Origin of the sequence: Bifidobacterium bombi DSM 19703 (assembly GCF_000737845.1) — a bacterium.
Lineage (GTDB): Bacteria > Actinomycetota > Actinomycetes > Actinomycetales > Bifidobacteriaceae > Bifidobacterium > Bifidobacterium bombi.
The window spans coordinates 868,971-894,223 of the sequence record NZ_ATLK01000001.1 but is presented as its reverse complement, the minus strand read 5'-3'; the positions used below and the strand labels follow the sequence as shown (position 1 = coordinate 894,223).

The following is a 25,253-nucleotide window of genomic DNA, read 5'->3' as shown; positions in this document are numbered from 1 at the left end:
CCTGTCGGCGCGAACGCCGCTCGAAGCGGCAAAAAATGAAGCCCGGGGCTTAAACGCGGCTCGGTGTTGTCTTCAGTATAGCCGAACTTTCGCTCACCACGCGCAGAATACGTGGCAAGCTTAAAACGCGGGCGATGCACCGTTCCGCCGGCGGCGGACACAGCCTGTGGCGGCGTGGCACCTGTCAGGCCGCCCGAAGACCGTTGGCGTGGATAGGAACCGTTGGCGTGGATAGGAACCGTTGGCGTGGATAGGAACGCGGGCATAAGGTTCCAGATTGCCTTGATTACTTGCATCCTGCCTTATTCGAGCGTCCACGCCTCCATAAATTGGCCCCCAGATGGAAGTCGTGTGAGGTGAGTGCCAGATTGGAAGCGGTCGACTGCAGACTTGAAATGGATCTGCGCATGGATTGCGCATGCTCATTTGACTGACTTCTGTCGTCGCCATAGACATCCGCAGATGTGCGTTGCACGTTCGGCGATGCGGATTCATGATCTGCCTCGCCGTCTTTCGGAATGTCGTCCAGCCGTCGTTGCAGTGTTTTCGCACGTAGCCTCATGCCGCGCACAATCACGTCGGTAAAGGCGGCGGCCCGTTCAAGGGCCACGGCGAAATCACCTGTAAAGGCACCGGCAAGAATCGAATCGGCAGTCCGTGCTATGTCGGCAGTATCGGGTGCGTTGTCCACCCCGACTATTGCTGACGATGACGTGGGTTCGGGTTCGCCCACTCTCCACAGATAGGAGATCTCGTCGCCGTTTGTCCTCATCCATGTGCGTAGAAGATACAGTCTCCATAGAATACCGGGCAATGTATCCGGTTCGCTGTGGCTCCAGAGCTCCGCCACGACATCCACGCCTTCGGTGTCTACAAGGGTGATGACCCGTTTCACCACTACCGGATCGACGCTGTGATGCACTCGATCGAGCATCGCCGCGGCGCTCGCGTGGCTCATCTCATTGATTTCCTCCGGATCAAGACCTCCGGCAATATGTTCGGTAAGGGACGGATCAAGCTGTGAAGGGCGGGAAGGCCTGGACGAGCCCGTACGCGCAGGTGCGAATCCTGGTCGTGCGGATACGATGGACCCTGAACCCGTCGATTCCGTGCCGAAGCCCGAGCCTGACGCGGGAGACGTGATGGTCCTGATATGGGGGCAATGGAGGAATCCGCCCATGCCGCCCCAGCTCGAAGGACCTGCAATGTTAGCAATACAGTCAATAAACAAGTGGCGCCGTTCTTTGGATGTCGATGATACGCGGTCCTTGTGGACCGTCTACAATAAACAATGCTACGGCATTGGCGGTGGGCATGTACGGTGTTTTCGCGACCAGCTGCTTGGATAGCGAAGTCGAGCCGCACAAGGTCCTGATATGTTCGAATAATCCGCCGATAACGGGACGATGGGTGCACACAATCGTCGCAGAACCGCAGAGTTCCACCAATTGCTGCTTCTTTGCTAAAGGCTCTTGAACCAATAGATCTGCGACATCAGATGTTCCGGTTGTCGGGGCGTGGTCATCGTCGGCTTCGCGGGGCGATTCGAACATTGCTTCGATTTCCTGGCACACTCTGTTCCATGCGCCATCCGGGGCTTGAGCGAACGCTTCTTCGGTCAGCTCCTCCGCTTTGGTGACCGGCATGCCTGTCCGGCATGAGTAAGGCTCGATGGTCTGTATGCAGCGTAGCCAGGGGGAGGAGACCAACCTGGTGGGGCAGAAACAAGCGATCTCCTTGGAGAGCGCGAAGCTGGCCGACGCCCCTTTGGGGGTGATGGGACGGTTGGCGTCGGTTCCATCCCAGTGTTTTCTGGATTCCGCCTTGCCGTGCCGCACGATGATGAGCGTCCTCATGTTGAGGGCACCCTCTCTTACCCGTGCGACGAACCGGTCGAGGATATCCCGATCCAGCGAGTGTGACAGCTTCTTGCGGGCCTTGGACACGGACATCCATCTTACCTCGTCGATTTCACTGGTTTTGGCGGGTATGACCGGTCCGAACACAGTTGCCCTTCGTTCGGATTGTGATTTGCTGATCGGTGTGGCCATCCAATAGCTGATGTGTTTGACAAGGCCGGAATCCGAAGCCGAGTTTGAACCTTTCGCGTGTTTGGACTTCTGTCCCTCCTTCTCCAAGCCGTATTCCTTTTCTCCCAGCCAAGGGCCGAGACGAATCGGTATGCCGCATTCCTCCTCTATTTCGCGCACTGCGGCATGGCGGCTTGATTCATTGGCCTCCAGCTTGCCTTTCGGCCAGCTCCAATCGTCATATTTGGGCCTGTGAACCAAACATACTTCGAGGCCTTGAAAGGCGTCGTATTCAGCGTATTGTGATGGAGCCAGAGATGGTGCTTTGCGTTTGTGTTTAGGTGCGTCACTCGCATAAGGTACGTCCTGTCGGCCTACGGAAGAGCGATTCTCGGATGACGGGGATGATGAGACGGTGCAGGAATCGCACAATGCGGCAAGGGAACGTGAGTCTTTGGTCCAGCGGTATGGAATCCCGCCCGCGGCCTCCACGACGTGCGCCGGTTTCAAATCCATCTGATGCCTTCTTCTTGTTCGTCATGTAGCCTCGATTCCTTCATATTCGAAGTGGATCGAGGCTGGTTCATAGGCGTATGCGTCAGTTGTGCTGGTGAAGCCTGATCAGGACTTCCTGGCAGTCCGCCAGAGGCTTACCCTCCTTGTTATGGCTGTGACGTTCATATGTGCCGTCAGGGAGCATGTGCCATGAGGATGTCGAATCGGCCATCTGCAGATCGACGTATTCGATCAGCGATTTGACTTGGTCCTCGTCGCTGATCCTTACCAAGGCCTCCACCCGTCGATCAAGGTTGCGGTGCATGAGATCGGCGGAACCTATCCAGGCTTCGGGCCCGGTGACCGGGCCTTCGCCGAGCTGGGGACCTGACGAGTTGGCGAAGGCGTAGATGCGGCTGTGTTCGAGGAAGCGTCCGAGAATCGAACGCACCCGGATGTTCTCGCTCAGCCCTGGTACGCCAGGCTTCAGGGCACATATGCCCCGTTCCACGATGTCAACCTTCACTCCTGCCTGACTGGCGCGGTACAGTGCATCGATGGTCTTTTCGTCCACAATCGAGTTGACCTTGATCTTGATCCACGCCTCGTGTCCCTCAAGTGCCGCCTTTTCCTCTCGCTCGATGCGTTTGATAAGCCCCGACCGCGCGGTACGTGGCGCCACCAGCAGGCGATGGAAGCTTGACTTCGGCGCATACCCTGAAAGTTGGTTGAAGAGCTTGGTGACGTCCTGACCTACTACAGGGTCGCAGGTCAGCAAGCCGAGATCGGTGTATATGCGGGCGGTCTTCGGATTATAGTTGCCGGTTCCCACATGACAGTAGCGGCGCAACCCGTCCTCTTCTTGCCGTACCACCAACGACAGCTTGCAGTGGGTCTTCAGTCCCACGATGCCGTAGACCACGTGCACGCCTGCGCGTTCGAGTTTGCGGGCCCAAGCGATGTTGGCATCCTCGTCGAAGCGCGCTTTGATTTCCACCAGTGCAAGCACCTGTTTACCCGCATGGGCGGCATCAACAAGCGCGTCGATGATAGGCGAGTTGCTCGAAGTGCGGTAGAGCGTCTGCTTTATGGCCAGGACCTTGGGGTCGGCCGCCGCCTGCGCGAGGAAGGCCTGCACGGACGTCGAGAAGGAGTCGTAGGGATGGTGCAGCAGGATGTCGTGTTCACGGATTGCAGCGAATATGTCCTGGGCTCTGCTTGACTCGACGGTGGCGATGCGCCTGTTGGTGATTGGTATGAACGGCTTGTTCTTCAGGTCAGGCCTGTCGATGTCCTGCATTTCGAACAGCACCGTGGCGTCCAGCGGTGCCGGGAGTCGGTACACCTCCTCCTCGTTGACCCGCAGTCGACTGGCGAGAAGACTGGAGAGCATCGGGCTGGTCTGGTCGGAGAGCTCCAGACGAATCGGCGGTCCGAAGCGACGGCGCAGCAGCTCCTTCTCCATGGCGTTGAGAAGGTTTTCGGCATCGTCCTCCTCCACGTCGATGTCTTCGTTGCGAGTCACTCTGAAGCTGCGCGCCTCCTTGATGATCATGCCGGGGAACAGTGATTCCAGGTGAGCGATGATGAGGTTCTCCATGGTGATGAAGCCGTAACGTTCTTCGCGGCTTTCTTCATCAGTCAGATCGTCCACCGGCACGAGTCGGTTCATGTTGTCGGGTATCTTGACCCTGGCGAAATGCGTCTTGCCGCTGTTCGGGTTCTCCACAAGCACCGCCAGGTTCAGGGAACCGCCGGAGATGTATGGGAACGGATGGGCCGGATCCACGGCCAGGGGGGTGAGCACCGGGAATACCTGCTGACGGTAGTAGCGCGACAGCCTTTCCTGTTCGGCGCTCGTGAGCTTGTCCCAGCTCAGAAGCACGATGTGCTGTTGAGCGAGTTCGGGCAATATATGGTTGATCACCTGATCGGCATGCTCGGCCTGCAGCGCATGCGCGGTCTCGCTGATGGTACGCAGCTGCTGGCGCGGACTCAGACCTGCCGGAGAGTTGACTGCAATGCCGGAGTCGATACGGCGTTTCAAGCCCGCTACGCGCACCATGAAATATTCATCCAGGTTAGAGGCGAATATCGCGGCGAAATTGGCGCGTTCCAGCAACGGCTGTTCAGGGTCCTCCGCCAATTCCAGCACGCGCTGGTTGAATTTGAGCCAGCTAAGCTCACGGTCGAAATAACGGTCCTTGGGCAGAGGCTGTGCCTCCTTGAGGGATTCTCGATTATCGGCCTTATCGGTTTCCGCTATATGTTCCGCTATCTGTTTGCGCAATAGCGCTTTTGAGGGTGCGTCGAATATCTGTGCCATGCTCTTACTTTAGTCAATGGTGCGGAGCTTTTCCCCTGAAAATAGATGGTTTTACTCGTTGTGTCTGAAATTTGGCTAAGGTGTGCGGCTTACGGCGTGTCGTGTTTGCTTGCACGTCGGTGCGGTTGCATATAAACAGATTTTGTTCACTTGGGACCCGGTGTCGCACGTTTTCTACCATTTAGGAACAATGCCGACTTTTCGTTTGCCTTTTCGAGTCGAAGCGAGGATAATATCAACTACAAGATAACTTAACGCTACGGAAGCTCACAAAATACCAAGGTCAGTACTACCTTACGTTGCGTAGCCGAAACAGCTTACTAAACAACAACGATGGAGTTGTGCACAGTTCCGTAGGTTGGTTGGCTTGGAAAGACCCGCTTCGGCGGGTTCTTTTGCGTCGGATGTATTCGATAGAATATCAGTCATGAGTTCTTTGCGATTTCCTCCGCCGCCGGAGTTCGGCTGGTACGAAGATGACGTTGAGTCATCTGCCGTCGCAGTGGAATCCGTAACTGGGGAGTCTTCTTATGATGGATTCGCCGCCGGTGGACGTCAGTCAGCTTCGGCTCCCGTCGCAACCGATGAGTCCGATAAACTCGAAGATGACAGGACCTCGGTAAGGAACATAGCGGATGCCCGGGGCGACGTAAGCGACGAGGACTGGGACGGTACAGTGCTTTCCAGCTCTTTCACTATGAAGGAACCAAGCAAGTCATACAGGCTCTACAACGAAGCCACTGGTCAAGACGTCACCATCACCTGCAGTGTCCTCCTTGGACGTCACCCTTCGGCGACGGTTCCTGAGGGGGCGAAGTCGGTGCGATTCAATGATCCGACGCGCACCATGTCGCGCAATCATGCGGCCGTCAGCATTGATCGTGACGGAACGCTGTGGATTGAGGATTACGGTTCGCTCAACGGCACCTACGTCATTCATGACGAGACCGAGACGCAGGTGAGCCAAGGAACCCCGATCGAACTCGAAGTGCCGGCTGTGATACGCATGGGCGACCAATTCATACAATGCACCGAGGTTGGTTGAACCGTACGATCTTCAGCGAGTGGACACTGCGTTTTGTTCGACGGTTCGGTAATGGGTTTTCGGGGGCGAGCAATGAGTCTGTCCGCAAGACATGACGTCTCGCCGTAGTGGTGACTGTGATCGGCGGCGAGACGGCGGGGTCAACGTCAAGAGGCCGGCATGGAAGAGTCAGACACCACTACCGACGGGTCGCCAGAGCCGCGTCGATGGCGGGGTCGTGCAACTGGCTGAGCCATTGCAGTAGTTCCTGATATGTGCTGGGATTGCGTGCCAGGCACGGGCGTAGGTCAGGGGCGTATTGTGCGATTCTCGCCAGTGTCATCGCGTCGGTGTTCGGGTCGAGCGCCTGCTGAGCGGTGAAGCCGTATGGGTTCGTCGTGGAAGAGGCCATCGCGTCATCGTCGCCGTAATACGATGCGGCGCTTGACGTGGTCACCTGAACCGGCGAATCGGCAAACGGGGCCGTCATCGCTATGAATTGGCCTGAATCCGGATGTTGGTCGGATTCTTGGTTCAGCGCGTCATGGGACGAAGAGGACGGAGAGCTTGCTTCGGTTTCGCCGGATACGGGAAAACCTTGGCTAGCCACCTGTGCCTTTGCCTGTGCATCACCAAATTCGGCCAGCCAACGTTTCAGGCCTGGGTAGGCTCGCGGATTGACGGCGACGGCGGCGCCGAAGTCGGGATTCTCGTAGGCGACCTTCGCCAAGGCCACAGGGTCGGCATCAGGGTTCTGGACGACGGCGACCGCGGTATCGTAATCTACCATTGTGCTCTGCTCTTTCTCTTATTCGTTGGAATGGATTGTTTTGCGTGGTGCATGCCGTACGCCGTTATGCAATTTCCGGCGCACGGATCAGGCTTCTATGATTGGGCGCGCAGGTTGCGCAGCGTACCGTCGCCGATCGAGCCGATGTCCTCACCGTCATCGAGCTTGGTGGCGTTCCAATGGCGCTGATCGGCCTGTTCAGAGTTTACGGCGTCCACGACGATGACTGTGACGTTGTCCGCGCCGCCGGCATCAAGCGCCGCCTGGATCAGGGCATCGACTGCGTCCCGTGGGGTTCTGTTCATACGTGAGATTGTGGCGATGCGCTCATCGCCCACTTCGGAGTAGAGTCCGTCCGAACAAATGATGAACCGCCCGCTCGGATCTACGGCGTAAAAATCCGGGCGTATGCCTTCGGGCGCGCCCACAGCTTGGGTGATGACATTGCGGGGGATGGTGGCATTGGCTACTTCGGGGGTCATGATCCCCGAGTCGATGATTTCCTGGCGTTGCGAATGATCCTTCGTGATACGGCAGATGGATGTCGTCTCAGTGAGTCCGACTTCATCGAAGTCCAGATGGTATGTACGTGAATCACCGACATTGACCACGTACCAACATGCGGCGTCGTCGAAACTATCGCAATCCGGTGGAGAAGGCAGGACAAGACCCGTCACCGTGGTGCCCGCTATCCCGTTGAGTCGTTTCCCCAACTGGGCGACTTCGTCCTGCGCTTTGTCGAGCGCCTGCTGGATGGATCCCCGTGAACGCAGAGGGAGCGGCTCGAGCGACCGGAGCATCCGGACCGTCATGGCGCTGGCCTGGCGTCCGCCGACTCCTCCACCCATGCCGTCGCAGACCATGTAGATTCCGTCGGCGTTCAAAGCCGTGTCCTGGTTGTCGCTGCGTACTTTTCCCACATCGGTACCCGTGGCTATGCTGATGCGTAAGTCATTCATGACCGTGTGGCCCCTTTTCTCATGAGATTTCCGTTTATGCGCTACTTTCAGTATAGGCGCATGTGCACCTGAACCCGGAGTCATTCACGCTTCAGGTGGTAACCGATCCTTTCCCAAACCGTCCGCAGCCAATGGGCAGGGGCGATTCGAGTCGAGAACCTTCCCGTGACGCCCTTGAGGGAGAGCCTTGTACGGATGCGCCGCATGCCGTGCTGCGTCTTCAGGATGCTCCTTCGCAGGTCATCGGCGGAGCGCCAATATGAACGGGCGTCCGCCTCATCAACATTCTGCCCGGAATAAGTCGCCCAATCGGCTTGGGCCCTGACCTCTTCAACATCCTTGGCGGGTATGGGCAGGCCATCGACTATCTGCTTGGCCTGCTCCCCTCGGGTGCCTTGGCAGTCTCAGACCACTTTGGCGTGCCATCATGGCAACGGCCGTCCAACCTGCATCCACGCGTCGGGCGGGCGACCCTCTGCGTCTCATCACTGCGATCTGCACCGTTTTTAATGCGACGATCAACAGACAAATCAGCAGGATGATCCATACGGGGCTGCCGTAGACGATCACATTCTTGGCTATGGCCAGCGTTCGTGCCAGAACGGGGTTCATCGCGTCGGTCCCGGCATCGTCGCCGTTCGCCCCCGATTGCTCTCTGGCCTGCATCTTGTCATACAGCGGATCCGTGAGCGGGACGGGTGGTTGGCGGACCAGTTGCCTGGGGTTGGGAGGGGTGAGGTTCTGGTTCTTGTCCGGGGTCTTGGTCTCCTTCGGTGTGGGGTAGAACGCGGTCCAACCGTATCCTTTGAGATTGATTTCGACCCACGCCTCGATGTCGTTGCCGGTGAATTCCGTTCTCGCATCTTTTCCTAAGCCCTTGGTGCGTGACTTGTCGATTTCCCCGTCCTTGTCTTTCGGTATGAAACCGAGCACGACACGTGCGGGGAGTCCAAGTTCGCGTGCCATCATGGACATCGCGGAAGCATATTGTTCACTATCTCCGACCATTGATCCACCATCGCCCATCATCGCCTCGATGCGGTAGTTTCCATGTCCCGGCAGCGACGGGTAATCACCTGTGAGACCATGGGAAAACCAACCGTTTGTCTTCAATCCTTCCGCCAGTTTTTGGGCGCTCTTGCCGCCTGTGGCCTGCCTCCCAGCTAAGGCGGTGGCGAGTTTGCCCGCTGACTGAGGCACATCGGTGGTTTTCGGCTGGGAGGTCGAAATGGCCTGGGCTTTGGATATCTGCGACGGCGTCGGTTCGGGGGCCAATACGCCGGTTTCGGTGTACTGTTGTTCCTCACTCAACCCTGAAGCGTAGATGGCGCTGTGCGTGGAGCGGTTGTAATAGAAGTTCCTTGAATCGTTGTCATGGGTGAAACCCACGTAGTTGGCTGAACCGGCGAGTGGAAGCCAACGTTCGTTCAGCCCCGGCTTGACGACGAACGTTGCACGGAATCGCGTGCCCGTCTCGTCGCCGTCGCTGATTCGTGAGCCGACATGGCGGTAATCAGAAGAGTCCAAGGCATCTTTGGAATCGGATAGGTTCCATACATTGCCGTCGAATCTGTCCATTACCGCCAACCGTACCGGCGTCCCGGCAGGTAGGCCAGTGACCGTCAGCAAAGTGTCCTTCTTGTGGTATTTCACGTATGAGCGCATGCCGCTCAGCGGACTGGTGAATTGGTAGGGATCGAGGGGAGGGTCATATCTGTCGCGAAGCGTGAAGCGGTATGACGGTATCAGCAGTGGGCCGACGATTGCCAGGGCCGCTGCGGTCAGAAGAATGATACCGGTGCTTATGCCTCGGCGTTTTTCGAAGAAGTTCAGTTTGATGCAGAGCCAGAGGATAAGCGAGGCGGTTATGAGGATGCCGCGCAGACTTGCGGCCGTGCCGGTCCGGGTGCCGAGCAGTGCGCAAGCTGCCAGATCCGCGAATATAGGAAGCACACTGAGGTATATGGACAGGCGGTGGGCGCTTAACGCCGCCGAGCAGGCGAGGAATCCCATCCACAGATTCACGGTCCAGAGCGCCATGAGTGCACCTCCGGAGGCACCTAGCGGAGGGGTGACTGAGATGACGTATTTGAACGAACCGAACGTGTCCACAAAGCCCTGTGCCAAAGTTCGTGTGGTCGGGAGGACGTGGGCCAGGGTCGTCTCGTTGAGTGTCAGCACCGGACCGATGATGAATTGCGACAGGCCAAGCGAGGCCAGTTGAGCCCATAGGCGCAATCTGGGGCGGATCCCGGCGGCGGCTATGAGGCAACCGAGGATGGCTGAAGTCGCCGCAACAGCTCCCCAGAGCACCCATGAACCGTACACGTCCTCAAGGTTCAGCGAGGATGCCGCCGTCAGAAACGCGAACAGGGCCACGGTCGCGGGAGCGCCGTGAGCGGAGTGCGCCACGGATGCGAATCGGGCCGGCCTCGGATGAGCCTTCGTCTCCAGGTCGATCGCCGGAGTCGGCATGTCCGCCCAGGTATTTGATTCATGCAAGGGTGCTGTCCCGGCGGCCAGTCTTCCTTTGATTGGCGGGAGGCGTGATGATTTCGTCTTGGTGCTTCGAATCATGAAATCGCCTCCATGACCAATTGAAGGTCCTCGATCGAACCGAGGGTGGCCGATGTGAAGTCGTCATACTGTCGTATGGCCCGTTCCGCCGTGGTGTCGATTCGTATGATGATGCAGGCGGCGGCTTTGGGAAACGCGGAGGCGATGCGCCTCAACGCGTCCTGGGGCACGAGTGGTCCGACGACGAGGAAGTAGCATGACGAAGCGGGATTCCCCTTAAGGGTGCCCACCGCCATGTCCCTGCTTGGTGAGAAGTGCGGCTTGATGGCACTGCACCAGTCCAATAATGCCAACGGGGATGAGGGACGGACTGTTGCCGAGGCTGCGTGGGCGGTCAGTGGTCGGTTCTGCTCAAGGCATTGCACGCCCAGGGATGCCAGAACGCTTACAGCGAGTTCGAATTGGTCCGGGCCTGTGTAATCCTTCGGATCTGTGTCCAGGGTCAGTGATGTGTCGGTACGCTTGGTCGCCTCGTATTGACGAACCATCATTCGGCCCGATTTTGCGGAACTGAGCCAATGGATGTTGCGAATGTCGTCGCCATCATGGTAGTCGCGCAACCCATAGAAATCCAAGTCGTCATCGACGATCTGACCGCTCGGGCTGCCTTCGAGGTCGCGTACCATTGCGGATTCCAGAGGATTGAGACTCACTGTTTTAGGGTGAATGTAGACCTTGGTCCGCTCGGCTATGGAACGTCTATGACGCACCAGACCGAAAGGGTCGCCTTTGCGTACCGTCAGTGGGCCAACATCGAGCACCGCGCGCTGTTTGGCGATGAAATCAACCTCGAGGCTCTCTCGGCCGCCCGCGGGTAGCGCGGGGATGCGGAATTGCTCGTGGAGGTCGCCTAAAGGCAGGTCGCCCCAGGCCCGCGTTGTGGGCGTTTTCCCTGGGTTTGAAACCGTGACGTTGATTGTCACGGCATCCCCTGCGGTGACGCGGTCCGCCGAGAGGCTGAGCGTGGACTCAAGCCTGGTGTTGCCCAACGACATGATTATCCCCGAGGCGACCATTGTCAAGGCAAGCACCCCGCCAGTGAGGAGCTCATACCATCCCAGTCGCGGGAACAGCGCCAGCCAGGATGCGCCGGCGATGAAGACCAGCCATCCGAACGGCGTGACATATGCCGTGGCCATGTGTCCGAAGGCGGTGAGGAACCTACGTGTGCGCTCGATCATCGGTCGTTCAGCCTGCGATGTCGGGGACGGGTACGGTTTCTAGGATGTCAGTGATGATGTGCTTGTTGGTTTCGCCGCGGAACGTGGTCTCCGCAGTCGGGATGATGCGGTGGGCCAGCACGGGGACCGCAAGGTCCTTGATGTCATCGGGTATGACATAGCCGCGTCCTTCGGAAGCCGCCCATATTCGGGCGCACCGGGCTAGGGCGAGGGCTCCTCTCATGGATGATCCGGCTTTCAGCTTTTCGGATTCGCGCGTGGCTTCCACCAATCGTTCGATGTATTCCAGGATGCGATCGTCCATGTGTACCAGACCGGCCGTCCCGCGTAGTTTGAGGATGTCGGGCCCGGAAAGGATGGCCGAGACGTTGCGTGCGCGATCGGTAACGTCGATTTGCCTGAGGATGTCGATGCTGGTGCGTCGATCAGGTGCGCCTATGGATGTCCTGATGAGGAAACGGTCCATCTGGGCCTCGGGCAGCTTGTATGTACCCAGCTGCTCCAGTGGGTTCTGCGTGGCGATGACGATGAACGGCTGCGGCATGTCGTAGGTGATGCCGTCGACGGTGACTTTATGCTCCTCCATGACCTCCAGAAGGGCTGATTGGGTCTTGGGCGAAGCCCGGTTGATTTCGTCTGCAAGCACGATTGATGCGAAGACGGGGCCTTTTCGGAATTCGAAGTGGCCGTTCTTCTGATCGTATACGGTCACGCCCACCACGTCGGCAGGAAGCAGATCGGGTGTGAACTGGATGCGTTTGAACGAGGTATCTATGGAGTTTGCGAGTGCTCGTGCCAGTTGCGTCTTGCCTGTGCCGGGGTTGTCTTCCAGCAGGATGTGTCCGCCGACCATCAAGGCGGTGGCGCAGAGCCTGATGGGCATCGGCTTGCCCACTACCGCCTGTGCGATGTTTTCGGTCAATGCCGCAAAGGTCTGCTGGAATGCCCTGATGTCGCTGTCGGCCGGCGGAATGATGCCGAATCCGTTTGCATATGCATTCGCTCCGACGGTGTGCGTACGGGGAGCCGGTGCATTATTTGCGGCACGTGCGGCTGGCATACGCGGGGAAGGAGCGGTTGGTGCCGAACCACCAGGGACCGTTCGGTCGGAGGTCAAGACGTTCGGATCCTGACCTATGCTCAGTGCCGTACCATACTCATGCAAGCCTGTGTCCTGGTGTTGTGACGTCTGCCGGGTTGGCTCGGCACGCCGAATGGAACCGCCGCGACGCATCGGCGGGGCGGGGTCGGGACTCAGCGGGGTTGGCGTGGTTCTTCCCTGAGCCTGGGTCGGCTCCAGCGGGACCGACGAGTCGGAACTCTCGGTTTCGTGGCTCGGTGTCATGCCGGCCGTGGCTGGCGCGACTTCGAAGGTGCTCCTGACTGGAGTCGAGGGGGTGACCGGCTTCATGCGTCCCGACAGGTGCGTGGCGTCCGCGATTTGCGTTTCGTCGTCCATCGATTCGCCATTCGAGGTGTCGTCGTCATACGCTTCATGGCGTTCGTCCGTGATGCGTTGCCGATATCCGGCGCCGTCGAAGACCGCGCCGGAAAGCACGGTCCTGTCATCGATGCCGTTCACGTCGTCGGTGTTGTCGGTTCTCATTGGTTCCTCTTCTCATGGTGGTTATGACAGACCGTGTGCCTGACATCCGTGCAGTGCTTGGCGGTCCTGGTTTCAGGTTCGGGCCTGCCGAAGCCGGTGCCCACGGGCGGCAAAGCGTCGACGATCGGCGCCGTCTCCCGTGTATTTTCCTCGCAGACCTGGCAGTTGGATACGAAGATGCCCGATGCGAAGGGTTCCACCGGTGCTCGAGCCAAGGACAACCTCGCGCCCATCGCGCCGGCTCTGTTACGGAACCCCTGTACTGGCGTCCCTCCCTCGGCGGTGTTGTTCAATGCCGAGTCAGTGGCGCCGGTCACTATGACTTTCCATTGATACCTTCCTGCTGGCAATCCGTGCACATCTAGTCGGTCGCCGGCCCATGAATACGGTCTGCCGTCGATCACGATCTGAACGGTGCCGGACTGCCCCCACAGGTTGATGCTTCCTCCGTTGATCCTGATGAGGTCAGGGTCATTGCCGTCCCACGTCAGGGTGGGCGGTGTTATTGCCGCCGGCACCTTATAGACATCGCCCGAGGCATCGACGGTGACGGGGGTGCTGCCGGTCACGCCGTTGAGTTTTTGCACGAGCGTCACTCTGCCGCAACTGCTCCATTCGTTGATGGAGTAGGACCTTTCGGTGGTGTTGCCGATGTCCATGCCGTTGAAGACGAAGGAATCATAATCCCCATCGCCGTGCCATAAGGCCTTGCAGGTGTTCCCGTTGCGGTTCACGTGCAGACCCTGGACGGGCCTTATCGCGTATGTCGGGGTAGCGGTGGCTTGGCTATGGCTGTTTTGGGCGCCGTTTTTCCTCGCCATCAGGGTGGCCGTGATGGTTTGCGGGCGGTTGTATTGGTTTCTGCTCACATTGACGCTGACGTTCCCTCCCTGACAGGGTAGGGTGTGGTTGCCGAAGGCTCCACTGATTGCGATCGACGAACACCCCGCGTTTCGTAGGGATGCTCCGGGATACACCCCGATGTTCATCGTTCTACCGTCGTTTTGTGAGCTGAAGTCTGCGATCACAGGGGCGTCAGGGTCCCCCCACGGGCCGTTTTCGTCGCCCATCTGAGCGGGTGCGCTCACCGGTCCGTCGCCGGCGCGGTTGTGTCCCTGCACCGTCACGGCATACGATCCGGTGATGGCGCCGTTATCGAGCGTGAAGGACGTGCTCAGCCCCGTGGTCACCTTTGAGACCCCGTTGAGCGTCACGGTATAGCTGTCCGGCGCCGTCCCTGTGTAATCGGGTCTCGACCAACTCACATCGATGGTCTTGTATCCGCCTTCCAGTCTGATGCTTGACGGTGGGTCTGGCACTTTGTCGGGCTTTGCGTAGACCGATTCGGACGGTTTCGACCATCCAGCCTCGTTTTTTGCCTTGACGGTGAAATGGTACTCTTTACCATTTGTCAGACCGGTGATATTGCATGTGGTGACTGCTCCGCACGATTTGCCGCCGCCATCCCAATCGGCCCGATATTCGGTGATAGGGCTGCCGTTGGCGCTGCCCGGGGTCCAGGAGAGGTTCACCGCGCCGTCGGTAGGTTTGCCTGAAACAGGGGAAAGCAGTGGAGGTGCGGGCTTGTCGATGACGGAAAGCGTAATCGTGCCGCTCACCTGACGCTCGCGTGTTTTCGTGGCGTCCTGCACGGTGACGACGACGGTGTTTGTGGAAGCTCCGATATCGGAAGCCGCATGGATGGTGACGGAACCGGAAGCGCCGCAATCGACTTTCAGCTTGGCGCTGTCATCCGATCGACAGTCGGTGACGGTCAGCGGCTTGCCGGGGAACGGATTGAACGCGTCGGAAAGTACGTTCACAGTTTCGCTGTCACCAGCCTTTATCTGCCGCCGTACTCCTTGTATCTGAGCCAATGGACGTGTGGATTGAACGACCTGGGCGGTGATTCCGGTGTTGACGGTGCCGTTGGTGTATTTGATGTTCAGGGGAATGCTGGTCATCGAGCCCACGGGCGCATCCTCGGCCGCACGAATCGTGAGTCTGCCGCCATTGCCCAGATGGGCGGTGACCGGTCCGGATACCTCCGCGCCGGAATATGTGTATTCAGTTTCGTCCGGATCGAGTCCGCCGGGCGCGTGGGTCAGGGCTTTCAAGTCGATTGTTTTGGCATCCTCTCCGGCCACTACGGAGACGGTCGATGAGGAGAACGTCGGTGGCGGCACATTGCGCCCGATCACGGTTATGGGGAGGGTAAGGGTGGAGGAATTGATGATCTTCGCCTGCACATTGCCGTTCTTATCGACTTTGCGTATATCTCTGCCTTTTTCGCGCACTCCGTCCGCCACGTCGAAGGTGATGGATGCCGGCCCCGCATAGTCTTTCGGTGCGGTGAACCTGAGGGTCTGGTCGTTGACGAAGTAATCGGAGTTCGCGCTCTTGGTGGCGCTGACCGAATCCTTATCGACGTGTGGTGACTTGCCTGCTCCCACGCGTACGTAATCGGCGATGTTGATGGTGATGGACTGTTTGGCGTTGACCCGCAACGCCGGGGCTTTCGGGCGCAGCGTTGGCGGAAACACGCCGTAGGCGGGAACCTGCACGAATGCCGTGGTTCTGACGTTGTATGTGGTGTTCGTGACGGTATAGGGGACGCTGCGCGCCTCGTCGGTCAGGTCCACGCTCAGCGTGGTGGAGTCCTTGCCTTCTTTGACGTGCGCATGGTCCGCCACCGAAGGATCCACGCCGATGCGTAATTCTCCGGCGGTTCCTGAGGGATTCGCTATCCAGGGTGAAAGATCGACGTCCACCGATTTCTTGTCTATCGTAGCTGAGGATGGCACCCGGTAGTCATAGGCGATCGGCGGGTCTATCGGTGCCTTGGGGTCGCTGGTGATCGTCAGGGTTGCGGTGTCGGAGAGCCCGGCCTTATCGTGCACCGTGTAGATGATGTAGGAGACACCCGGCGTCTGGGGGGTCGTGAAGCTGATGGAGTTGTCTTCGACGGTTGCCCCTTGGATTCCCTGTGCTTCGATGGTCTTCGATATCTTCAGGTCAGTGTTGTCCCCGGAGATGTCGTTGAGCGTCACTGGCACCGTGGCTTTCTTGTTCGGACGCAGCGTCACTTGGTCGTCTCGTGCATATACTCCGGAGTCCGTCGAACCCGTGAAGACCCCCACCCGCACCTGCGCCTGTGCGCGCTGGCCCGTCCAGTCCTCCACGGCATATGAGAAAGTATCGGTGCCGGAGGAGTCGTTGTAAGCCTCGTAAACGATGTAGTTGGCCCCCACCTCATCGATACGTCCCAATTTGGGCGCCTTGTTTCCCAGACCCAGCAATGTGTCGTCGTCACCATCCTGGTCGATGCCCGTCATCGTGATGGGAATGCGCACTTTCTGCCCCGCGGCGACCTGCGCTTGGACGTCTTGGGGTGTCGGTGGGGATTTGGTCTGCGCGTTCTTGGAGTGAACGGTGATGCTAATGAGTCCGGACGCTGCGTTGCCCAGGTTGTCCTGCACGGTATATGTGACCCGGTAGACGCCGGCCTCTTCTGGGGCCTGGTAGCGTACGTTGTCGCCGGAGACGAAGACCAGTCCCTTGAAGGTCTTCCTGTCATATTGCAGGTCGTCGTTGAGCTTGACCGTGGTTCCGTCCGAGTGTGAGACGTGGTCGAGGATGTCGAGGGAGACTATCCCACCCGTACGCACGTTCGCCGTGATGTTGGCCGCCTTCGGTGCAGAGTTGGATGCCGTCAATGTGGGAGGTTGCAAAACGATGGTGCCTTTGGAGGATCCAACCGAGTTGGACACCGTGTAGTTTATTTTCGCGGGGCGTGTCGGTATTTGGCGGGCGGTCATGTACACACGTTTATGGGCGACGAGGCCTGTCTTGATGCCCAGTGACGGGTCCGCGTCCACTGATGTGACGGCCAGCACGCCTCCCAAGGGGTCCACGTCGTTGTTCAGAGGTTCGACGATGGCAGTGTGGTCAGCACCGAGCAGAGCAACGTCGTTGGCAGCGACGGGTTTGGCTGATTCGTCGTTGGCGGCCCTGACCTCCACGCGCGCCAGTCCTTGCGCCGTGACGGAACCTTGGCTAATGGTGTATGGCACCGTGTAGGTTCCTGGGGTGTCGCTGGAAAAGGTGAAGGAAAGGTCCGCGGGGTTGGCGTAGGTGCTGGATCCGGTCGGTGATTCCACTGAGGTCAGTGTAGGAGGCTCGCTGCTGGTGCCGTGGACATAAGGTTTAAGATTCACCGTCGTCGACATGCCTGGCGCGGTGGTCTGGACGACTGCGTCGATGAGTGCCGGGAGTGTGTTCGCCTGACGTATGGAGAAATAGATGCTCCCTGTACCTGTGGCTTGTCCGTCGCTCACGGTGAGTGTGACACCCACACGACCGCTCGATACCGAACCCGCATTGAAGACGAGCTGCCCGTCCGCGCGCGTGGACACCGTCACCTGATCGCTGTTTTCCGGTGTGGCCGAAACCAGGGTGAGGGGGTCGCCTTCCGGGTCGGTGAAGCCGCCGAGCGCATTGACGGTCAACGAGGCTCCCTGCTCGACGTCGTATTCAGGCGGGGTGTCGCCCTGAACGGGCGGTTTGTTGGCTGTGGCGCTTTCGATGTCGAGTGTCACCGTGGCCTGGGATGTCTGTCCCTTTCCATCGTCTATCTCATAGCTGAATGAGCTTTTGCCGGCTCTGGCACCGGTGGCGTCGAGTTGAAGGTACCTCCCCGAATAGATGGGGGAGACCGTGATGCCCGATCCCTGAACGGGGCCTATCTTGGAAATGGTGATGATAGAGCAGTCGCTCTGTTCGTCGTTGCGCAGAACGTCGAGGATCTGTTCCGACCCCGCCCGCACGCCGAACGTGTCATCCTGGGCCTTGATCGATCCTGATTTCGTCGAGCAGTTGGGTTTGAACTGCGTCTGGTTGTTCGCCGTATCCTGGTCGCGCTCGCGGGTGGAAACTTTTTTGGCCTGGAGTTTTCTCCACTGGATCCTCATGGCTTTCGGGGATTCGTTCGGATTCCATACCTTGCCATCGGAGACGTCGTTGAGAACCACCTGTCGGTGGTTGGTGCGGAAGACGAGCTGTGAAGTAGGCGAGACCGATTGCAGCGTGGAGAATTCAGTGGCCTTCGCATCCGCGGCGCCCTCGCCGCCTTCGGCAGAACATAGGCGTACGTAGTTGCGCGATGATTGACTCCAGGCGCCGTATACGCAACCGTCGGTCGAAACGGGTTGTGCGGCCTGCGCCTTCCCCGAGGTGATGAAGTCCTTCGTTGTTCCGTGATGCAGATCAACCGTGAAGATGCCGTTTGACGCGCTCGCGGCAGCCCAGCCCCGTTGCGAGTCATCAGTCGGCGCCGCTTGCAGCGTCAGCCTTCCTATAGCCTTTGTGGTTCCGCTTCCGCCCGGCCACATGAGTCTGCGCCCTACCGAAATGACAGGGGTGTCGCCTATCACGGTGAAGCTGTCGGCGTCACTGCGTCTGCCGTCCGTCAGGGACTTGAACGTGCGGGCGGGGGAATTGGGGCCGTCCATTTTAAGGACCACGCCGTCGCCGGGGCGATACCCGTACACTGCGCCTTCGTGGGTGACTGCGACCTTTCCTCCGGTTCCGAGCTGCATCTGCGGGCTCGCCGTGGTCGGGGAGATTGAATCCATGTCGGAGGATCGTCCGGTCCAGACATTGCCTGATTGAGTATTGAGGAAGGCGACCGTCGGACCTCCCATGAAGGTCGTAGTCGAGTTCTTCATCTCGCTGGAACCGTGGGGTCCCAACGTGGATGCCAGTATGTTTTGTGCACGCCCGCCGTCTAGGAGCACGGTCTGTTCGCCGCTTTGTGCTACGTCGAATCTCGCCGTCTTAGGCGTGACCGCAGCGTTGGCGTCCTTGATTTTGACGTTGAAGCGTGCGGCCTTATGGTCCTTGAGTGAAGTCACCCATACGGTGCCGTCGTCAAGATTCACGTGGGCGCGGGTGATGGTGGTGATGATGACGGCACCGGCCAGGATGGCGAGGATCGCGAGTACCACGGCCACTGTGGTGACGTGTGCGCGTCCGACTCCATTGTTCCCATGTGTATCCCGATGTCGGGAAAACGTCGTGGAGTGCAAGCGTCGTACGTCGTGATTTCCTGCATCCTCTCTCGGGGGAGCGGAATGCTCGTTTGCCGACCTCATACCCATCGCTGTGTCCTCCCGATCCTATTTCGCCGCGCACGCCGTGGCCGGATTGGGCGACATGCGCCCGTCTTCGCGTACGACGTTCACCTGGATGCAGGTGAGCGGGCCCTGCGTCTCATCGATGGTGACATGCGTGTCCTTGACCTGCGAGGTGGCCGGTATGTCCGTCGCTGCGCCGCCGCTCGATCCGGAGGCGTCGACCAGGGACCAGGAATACGTGTCTCCCGGTCTGGGCGAAGGATTGTTCCATGTGAAGGTCACCGAAGAGCCGTCATATTTGCCGGCCAGACCAGTGACCGTGGGAACGGCATGTCCATCAGTGTCATCGTGTTCTTCCCTCGGTTTTCGTGCAGATCCGTCGACGTTGCCGTCTGAATCCGCCCCCGTGGATTTCCTCGGAACAAGTCCGTTGTGAGCCGATCCGCTCGAGATGTCGGTACTCCGGGTGCTTTTGGCCGTATCCATTCGCGGCAGTACCACGAAAGCGAATACCAAGGCCACTGCCATCAGACCTGCCAGTGCGGCGAGCCAGGCGGCCAGCGCCCGGGTGTTGGCGTCGCGGCGAGCGCGCACGCCGCGAGTGCCTCTGCTTGGATTGGCGGACCGGGCAGGCTTAGTTCCGTTCGTCGCGTGTGTACCGGACGGGTATTGTGCCTCGCCTTCTGCGATGAACGGCGTCATGGTGCCAAAGCAGTCCAGCTGTATCTGTTGCAGCGCCCGGGCGAATCTTAGCGCGGACGAGTACCGGTCTGACGGATTCTTGCTCATTGCTTTTCGCAGGACGTGCTCCAACGCGAGGGGCACATCAGGGTTGCCGATCTTCGGCAGATCGCGGGTCCTGATGAAGGTAGCCAACTCGATACGGTCTTTGGGATGGTAACCGTATTCGAACGGAGAACGTCCCGTCAGCACACCGAACAACGTGGCCGCCAGGGAATAGACATCCGAGAGCTCGTCACTTCTTCCGTTCTTGCCGAACACTTCCGGCGGAGCCCACGGTACGGAGAAACCAGTGTCCGTATCGGTCTGATAAGCGGTGGTCGAGATACCGAAGTCGCCCAGCAGGGGCTGATTCTGCTCGCTGATGAGGATATTGGCGGGTTTGATGTCATGGTGCACCACACCGTGGATGTGGGCGGTGTAGAGTGCGCCGGCGATCTTGATGCCCAAATCCGTGGCCTGCTGCGCGTCGAGGGTATGCGAATGCATGATCTCACGGTAGGAGCCGCCGGGAGCATATTCCAGAATCAGGTATCCCAAGCCACGGTCGGTGACGCCCGAACCATACACGGAGAGGATGTAGGGATGTGAGGAAAGCGGTCCCATGACCGCCGCCTCGCCTAGGAACGTATCACGCGGCGCACGCCCGAGAGTCGAATGACCCACCTTCACGGCCACCGAACGGTTCGTGCCCGACTGTCGGTAAAGATAGACATCAGCCGTGGCGCCGGTACCCAACTCCTTAATGAATGTACAGCCCGGTATATGGGGAGGCTCGATGGCTGTCGTCGGCAAGTGAGTCACGCTTCCTCCCGTCAAATGATCGCAATGGCTTAATTGACTTATTATTCTATACCATTTCACATAACAATTCCTTGGAGAGGCCATCGGTGGATATTCATCCAAGTGCAGGGGAGATCCTAGACTGGAGCCATGGCTGAGACTGGTGAGGGGCGCCGCGACCCTATGAAGCAATCGGGGGCTCACAGGTGCCCGGGACACCGCGGCCCGAGGTTTCGTTGGTGGTGGGTCCGCCGTGCAGCGGGAAGACGACGACGGCGTTGACAATGTTGCTGGATGGGCTTGAACGTGTCGGGGAGACGAACGTAGATCGCGTGGTGATGACCGTTTCCAATAGGAAAATCGCCGATGACCTTTCCGATGAAGTGATACACAAGGTCGGAAGCATTCGGACCGCGCGGCCCGTAACGACGCTAGCGGCCTTGTCGTTCCGTCTCCTGACGCGGCTGCGTGCGTCCCAGAGTGAGTCTCTTCCCAAGCTGCTCAACGGTGCCGAACAGGACGCCCTGCTTCGTGCCGTCATGGCCGAGCATATCGGCCACGCCCAGACGGGTGAACTGTGCGACACGTGCCAGCTGCTGAGGAGGTACTTCGCCACCGACGATTGGGCCGATACGGTATATGCGGAGCATGGTGGTGCTGCGGTGCGTGGTTCGGCGGTGCCTGCGGGAACATCACATGGCGAAGGCGGAACCGAGGCGTTGTTCGCCAGAGGCATCAACGATGCGTTCGTCATGCAGCTGCGCGACATGTTGGCACGGATGGACGAGCTCGGTGTGGACGCGGTTGGTGAAGCGGATGTACTTGCGGCTCTCGGGAGGGAGCGTCTTGCGGGTTCGAACACCGAGCGTCTTGACATTCAATGGAGGCTTGCCTTCGCTTTGCGCCGTGAATACCAATCCATGGTGACGCTGCGTTATCCGGGCGAATTCCGTCTCGACTCCTCGAACCTGCTAGTCAAGGGTGCCTCAGCCGTCGCCTGGCTGGACCGCTCCGCCTTGCCCGAGCTTGTGATTGTGGACGATTTCCAGGATCTTACGTTGGCCGGTCTTGCCTTTCTGGAGGCCTTGAGCGCTGCCGGCGTGCAGCTGACGCTTGTAGGAAACGCCGACGAAGCGGTGCAGACGTTCCGCGGCTCGTACCCAGAGTATCTTATGAAAGCCGCCATGGAAGGACCATTGCATGCCAAGTTGGAGACCCTCGCGGTGCAGGGATTTCCGCAGGGGGAACCGAGCTACCGTGCCGTGCTATCATCGCGTGTCTCGCTGTCTATATCAAGTCCTGAGGTCGATTTCACCCCGCTGCCTTCGCGTCCAGGGAAACTCCCTCGATGGTCGGCCCCAGGGGCCGTCGGTGACCTTGGCGGCCTAGGTGGAACCCAGGCCGGGGGTGACCGGCGATTGCATCAGGGAGCTTCGGGCGATTCCGCCTTCTCGGCGGGCGGCGATGTGAGGGCGTCGCTGTACCGCAGTGATGCGGAGGAACTTGACGATGTGGTCTGGAGCATCAAACGCCTTCATCTTGTTTCCGGCGACGGCCATGATTGGAACGATATGGCCGTGATTGCCCATGACAACGCATCGGTGCGCGCCTTTGGGGAGCGTTTGCGTAGGAGCGGTGTTCCGGTGCGCTATTCGGCCGTCACCAGGCCGCTGAAGGATGAGCCGAGTATCCGGGGATTGTTTGCCTTGATCGAACTGGCCATGCTGCGTGCCGAGGGACTGTCCGTCTTCGTGAATCGCACGCCCTCGAGCGTGGCTCGGTTCATTCGTTCAAGGGTTTTGCAGCTTCTGGAGAGCCCGTTGTTCGAGACTTCGAACGACTCAAGACATTTAGGTTCGCCGGTGCGTCTTGATTCGGTGGAGGCCGCGATGCGGTCCCTGGGTTCATTGGCTACGGTGGTACGCGAGGATGGCGCAGTCGCGGATCAGACGGGTCGGAGCGCCACGTTGCCGCATCTCGTTCGTGTGTGGGACGAGCTTGCCGGGCGCATCTCTCTGGAACGCCGGGCCTCACGCCTGCGTTCGGGCGTCGACGACAGCGTCTTCGAAGGCGATGGCGATGAGCAGGACTTGCCGTTCGGCCTTGACGCCATGTACCTGATGCTTGCTCTGGGGGACGGCTTTGGTGCCGGTGATGAAGGGGCGCAAGTCGCGGTGACCGAAGGTGACGCGCAGACTCCGGTGCAGGACGTGGCTGCCGGTTTGCGTGGTCGGACGGAGGGCGGCTGCGCGGCGACGTTGGAGGTAATCGAGGCGGTTGGGAAAGGGAATCCGCATGTAGCGGCTTTTGCTCGGCTGTGGGATGTTGTGGACGATGTGGAGCGACGTCTGCGTCGACTTGGGGACGACCATCCCCAGTACTCCCTGTGGGAGGCCTGGGACTCCTGCCATGTGGCCCTACGTTGGCAAAGGCAGGCTTTGGGTAATGATGAGGCAAGCCGTGAGGCCAATGACAGACTTGACGCTGTGATGCAGCTGTTCGACTATGCGGCGGGAAGTGGTTCTTCGCAAAGCGTTTCGGATTTCATGTCCTCGGTTCGCTCCATGCGCATCGAAGCGGATTCTCTGGCAAAAGTGGCGCCCATTGACCAGGCTGTCACGTTGACCACGCCCGCAGGCGCGGCTGGGCGTCACTGGCGGCAGGTGTGGATCGTTCAGGTTCAGCAGGGGGTTTGGCCCAATCTCGCCGCACGTAATACGATGTTCGGAGGGGAGGAACTGGCGCGGATCGTGCTGCATGGAACGTTGAATGACCCTTCGTATGGCGGGGTTCCTGACACTGATCCCCAGTTGTTGAGCGTCTTGGCCGCGGAGCAGAAAAGCTTTCTGGTGGCCTTGACCCGCGCAAAGGAATGTGTGCGTTTGAGTGCGGTGCTCAGCGATGATGAAGTCCCCTCGGACTTTCTGTATACGTATGCTCCCGAGTGGTATGACAGAGCCCGCGATGCAGATACGCAATCCAGAAGGTATTCGCTCTGCGAACGACACGACCGGTATGCGGGTTTGGATGCCGATCCCCGTGGTTTGGTGGGCGTGGCGCGCACGGAATTGATGCGCTTTGCGCCGGACGGCAGTAAGGTCGATGCGACGTCTGGTGTCGTCGAGGAGGAGCCGGCGGGAGCCTTACAGGATACAGTGGACGCGGCCCGTACGCTTGCCTTGCTCGCCGATGGCGGCGTTGCGCAGGCCGATCCTAGTCAGTGGGCCTATTTGAATAGGGCCTCGTCACAGAGCTTGGGGCGTCGCACGGCGCTTTCCGACGAATCTCGCGGTGACGGCGCTGAAACCCATGAAGGTTCACATGGTGACGATTTAGTGGTTCTTTCGCCGTCGCAGGTCGATGAGATTTGGGGCTGCCCGGTGTGTTGGCTGCTCAGCAGGAAGTTCTCGGGTCCCGCGCCCTCGAGCTCCGCAACCGGTTTCGGCACTCTGATTCATAAAGTGGCGCAGATGGCCAGTGAGGAAGGACTTGATTCCCCGGACTATCTGGAGGGTCGCGGCACTCAGGAGCGCATCGACTCCATAGCGGAAAGCATGATGGAGATGTATAGGGGTCTGCGCACGGAGCCCGATTCCATCGTCGATCCCGCACAACGTTATAAGGCCATCGCCAAGGACATGAATGCCAGAACGACGTTGGGGCACATCGCATCGTATTTCGTCGCCTCCAATCAGTCGGATTATCCGGGCGGCAATGGGAAACGTGACGCCCTGAAGCAGGAGGACATCCCCATCGGTATCCTCACCCAGGTGCAATGCGAACGCGAATTCACGGCGCAGGTATCCTTCGACGACGTTCTTGCGTCCTACAACGCGGTGCCTTCCGTGGAGGACATAGGTCGTACCGATGTTATGGGCATCATGGGATTCCTTGTCGGAGGTTGGCCTGAGGGCGTCAGCGCGGGCATGTCCGTGGGGATACATGGAACCATCGACCGTCTGGAATGGCGCAGGGGGCTTGACGCCACCGGCGAAGGCGACGTGAGGATAGTGGATTACAAGACCGGTCACGCACATACCCCCAAGGCCATGTTCAACGATTTGCAGTTGGTGTGCTATCAGCTCGGCCTCGCTTTTCCGGTGGGTGATGTCCATGGTTTCGATGGTCTCTCGAACGGAGGTTTCGCATCCGCTAGGCAGGGGCGGACCCCGTTAGCGGTGCCTCGTATTAGCAAGGCCATGCTGTTTGACACCGAGAAGGATGGTGCCCCCGCAGCGTACGGATCCGCTCCCGAAGCGAAGTTCCAGCCACCGCTGTTCGTTTCGGGGCATCTCAACGACACCGCGTTCCTGGCGCGTAGGGGCTATCCTCAGCCCGGGCGCCTCTACGACGTTCCTAACCTTCCCGAGGAAGCACCTAGCGGCGTGAGTCAGAATGCGTGGCGGGGTTTCGTCGGCCTGCGTGGAACCCAGGTCGTCTGGTCGCTGACCATGATCTCGCGTGTGTTTTACGCGGCCGCGGCTTCGCGCTCGCGTAGGTTCACGGCGTATCAGCAACACGATCATTACTGCACGATGCCGACGGTGTGTCCCGTGTGCGCCGGACAGGTAGACACTGTGTACGAGACGAGAACGGCTTAGGGGGAG

12 protein-coding genes are annotated in these 25,253 nt (G+C 59.3%); 2 read left to right on the top strand and 10 right to left on the bottom strand.

Translation table 11 applies throughout. The features are described 5' to 3' along the window. Positions 1-286: 286 nt before the first annotated feature. The 3 genes from BBOMB_RS03350 to BBOMB_RS03340 form a co-directional block, all read right to left on the bottom strand. A complete protein-coding gene (locus BBOMB_RS03350) occupies positions 287-1,180 on the bottom strand; it encodes a hypothetical protein (protein ID WP_330934690.1) in 894 nt (297 codons plus the stop codon). A gap of 40 nt (positions 1,181-1,220) precedes the next feature. Continuing rightward, positions 1,221-2,546 carry an NUDIX hydrolase gene (locus BBOMB_RS08195; RefSeq protein ID WP_052377411.1) on the bottom strand — a complete coding sequence of 442 codons (1,326 nt, stop codon included), beginning with the start codon at positions 2,544-2,546 and terminating at the stop codon, positions 1,221-1,223. A gap of 82 nt (positions 2,547-2,628) precedes the next feature. Beyond that, complete coding sequence (locus tag BBOMB_RS03340) at positions 2,629-4,851, bottom strand: RNA degradosome polyphosphate kinase (RefSeq protein ID WP_044087168.1); 2,223 nt, start codon at positions 4,849-4,851, stop codon at positions 2,629-2,631. Positions 4,852-5,278: 427 nt separating this feature from the next. Here BBOMB_RS03340 and BBOMB_RS03335 point away from each other — a divergent pair, with 427 nt between their 5' ends. Continuing rightward, on the top strand, positions 5,279-5,896 hold the full coding sequence (locus BBOMB_RS03335) for an FHA domain-containing protein (protein WP_044087169.1): 618 nt from the start codon (positions 5,279-5,281) through the stop codon (positions 5,894-5,896). Between the two features lie 178 nt (positions 5,897-6,074). Here the strand turns inward: BBOMB_RS03335 and BBOMB_RS03330 are convergent, their stop codons facing one another. From BBOMB_RS03330 to BBOMB_RS03300, 7 genes are all read right to left on the bottom strand, one after another. Further along, the gene (locus BBOMB_RS03330; RefSeq protein WP_044087170.1) at positions 6,075-6,665 is read right to left on the bottom strand and encodes a variant leucine-rich repeat-containing protein; all 591 of its coding nucleotides are present in this window, start codon (positions 6,663-6,665) and stop codon (positions 6,075-6,077) included. Between the two features lie 95 nt (positions 6,666-6,760). Next, a complete protein-coding gene (locus BBOMB_RS03325; RefSeq protein ID WP_044087171.1) occupies positions 6,761-7,624 on the bottom strand; it encodes a PP2C family protein-serine/threonine phosphatase in 864 nt (287 codons plus the stop codon). A 330-nt stretch (positions 7,625-7,954) separates the two neighbouring features. Continuing rightward, a complete protein-coding gene (locus tag BBOMB_RS03320; protein ID WP_052377407.1) occupies positions 7,955-10,201 on the bottom strand; it encodes a transglutaminase TgpA family protein in 2,247 nt (748 codons plus the stop codon). After that, positions 10,198-11,382 (bottom strand): DUF58 domain-containing protein, encoded by a 1,185-nt coding sequence (locus tag BBOMB_RS03315; RefSeq protein WP_044087172.1) that lies wholly within the window; start codon positions 11,380-11,382, stop codon positions 10,198-10,200. The genes BBOMB_RS03320 and BBOMB_RS03315 overlap by 4 nt, the downstream gene beginning before the upstream one ends. Before the next feature lie 7 nt (positions 11,383-11,389). Continuing rightward, positions 11,390-12,841: an AAA family ATPase gene (locus tag BBOMB_RS03310; RefSeq protein ID WP_044087370.1), complete on the bottom strand. Its 1,452-nt coding sequence runs from the start codon at positions 12,839-12,841 to the stop codon at positions 11,390-11,392. 143 nt (positions 12,842-12,984) lie between these two features. Then, complete coding sequence (locus tag BBOMB_RS03305) at positions 12,985-19,146, bottom strand: Ig-like domain-containing protein (RefSeq protein WP_238549871.1); 6,162 nt, start codon at positions 19,144-19,146, stop codon at positions 12,985-12,987. 18 nt (positions 19,147-19,164) lie between these two features. Beyond that, positions 19,165-20,667: a serine/threonine-protein kinase gene (locus tag BBOMB_RS03300; protein ID WP_161787699.1), complete on the bottom strand. Its 1,503-nt coding sequence runs from the start codon at positions 20,665-20,667 to the stop codon at positions 19,165-19,167. Positions 20,668-20,852: 185 nt separating this feature from the next. Between BBOMB_RS03300 and BBOMB_RS03295 the strand changes: the two genes are divergently transcribed. Further along, positions 20,853-25,247 carry a PD-(D/E)XK nuclease family protein gene (locus tag BBOMB_RS03295; RefSeq protein WP_269146615.1) on the top strand — a complete coding sequence of 1,465 codons (4,395 nt, stop codon included), beginning with the start codon at positions 20,853-20,855 and terminating at the stop codon, positions 25,245-25,247. Positions 25,248-25,253: the final 6 nt, after the last annotated feature.

Coding starts and splice junctions, on each gene's coding strand:
- BBOMB_RS03310 (WP_044087370.1), bottom strand. CDS start 12,841: ATGGACGACGAAACGCAAATCGCGGACGCCACGCACCTGTCGGGACGC.
- BBOMB_RS03335 (WP_044087169.1), top strand. CDS start 5,279: ATGAGTTCTTTGCGATTTCCTCCGCCGCCGGAGTTCGGCTGGTACGAA.
- BBOMB_RS03305 (WP_238549871.1), bottom strand. CDS start 19,146: ATGGGTATGAGGTCGGCAAACGAGCATTCCGCTCCCCCGAGAGAGGAT.
- BBOMB_RS08195 (WP_052377411.1), bottom strand. CDS start 2,546: ATGGATTTGAAACCGGCGCACGTCGTGGAGGCCGCGGGCGGGATTCCA.
- BBOMB_RS03340 (WP_044087168.1), bottom strand. CDS start 4,851: ATGGCACAGATATTCGACGCACCCTCAAAAGCGCTATTGCGCAAACAG.
- BBOMB_RS03320 (WP_052377407.1), bottom strand. CDS start 10,201: ATGATTCGAAGCACCAAGACGAAATCATCACGCCTCCCGCCAATCAAA.
- BBOMB_RS03330 (WP_044087170.1), bottom strand. CDS start 6,665: ATGGTAGATTACGATACCGCGGTCGCCGTCGTCCAGAACCCTGATGCC.
- BBOMB_RS03315 (WP_044087172.1), bottom strand. CDS start 11,382: ATGATCGAGCGCACACGTAGGTTCCTCACCGCCTTCGGACACATGGCC.
- BBOMB_RS03350 (WP_330934690.1), bottom strand. CDS start 1,180: ATGGGCGGATTCCTCCATTGCCCCCATATCAGGACCATCACGTCTCCC.
- BBOMB_RS03325 (WP_044087171.1), bottom strand. CDS start 7,624: ATGAATGACTTACGCATCAGCATAGCCACGGGTACCGATGTGGGAAAA.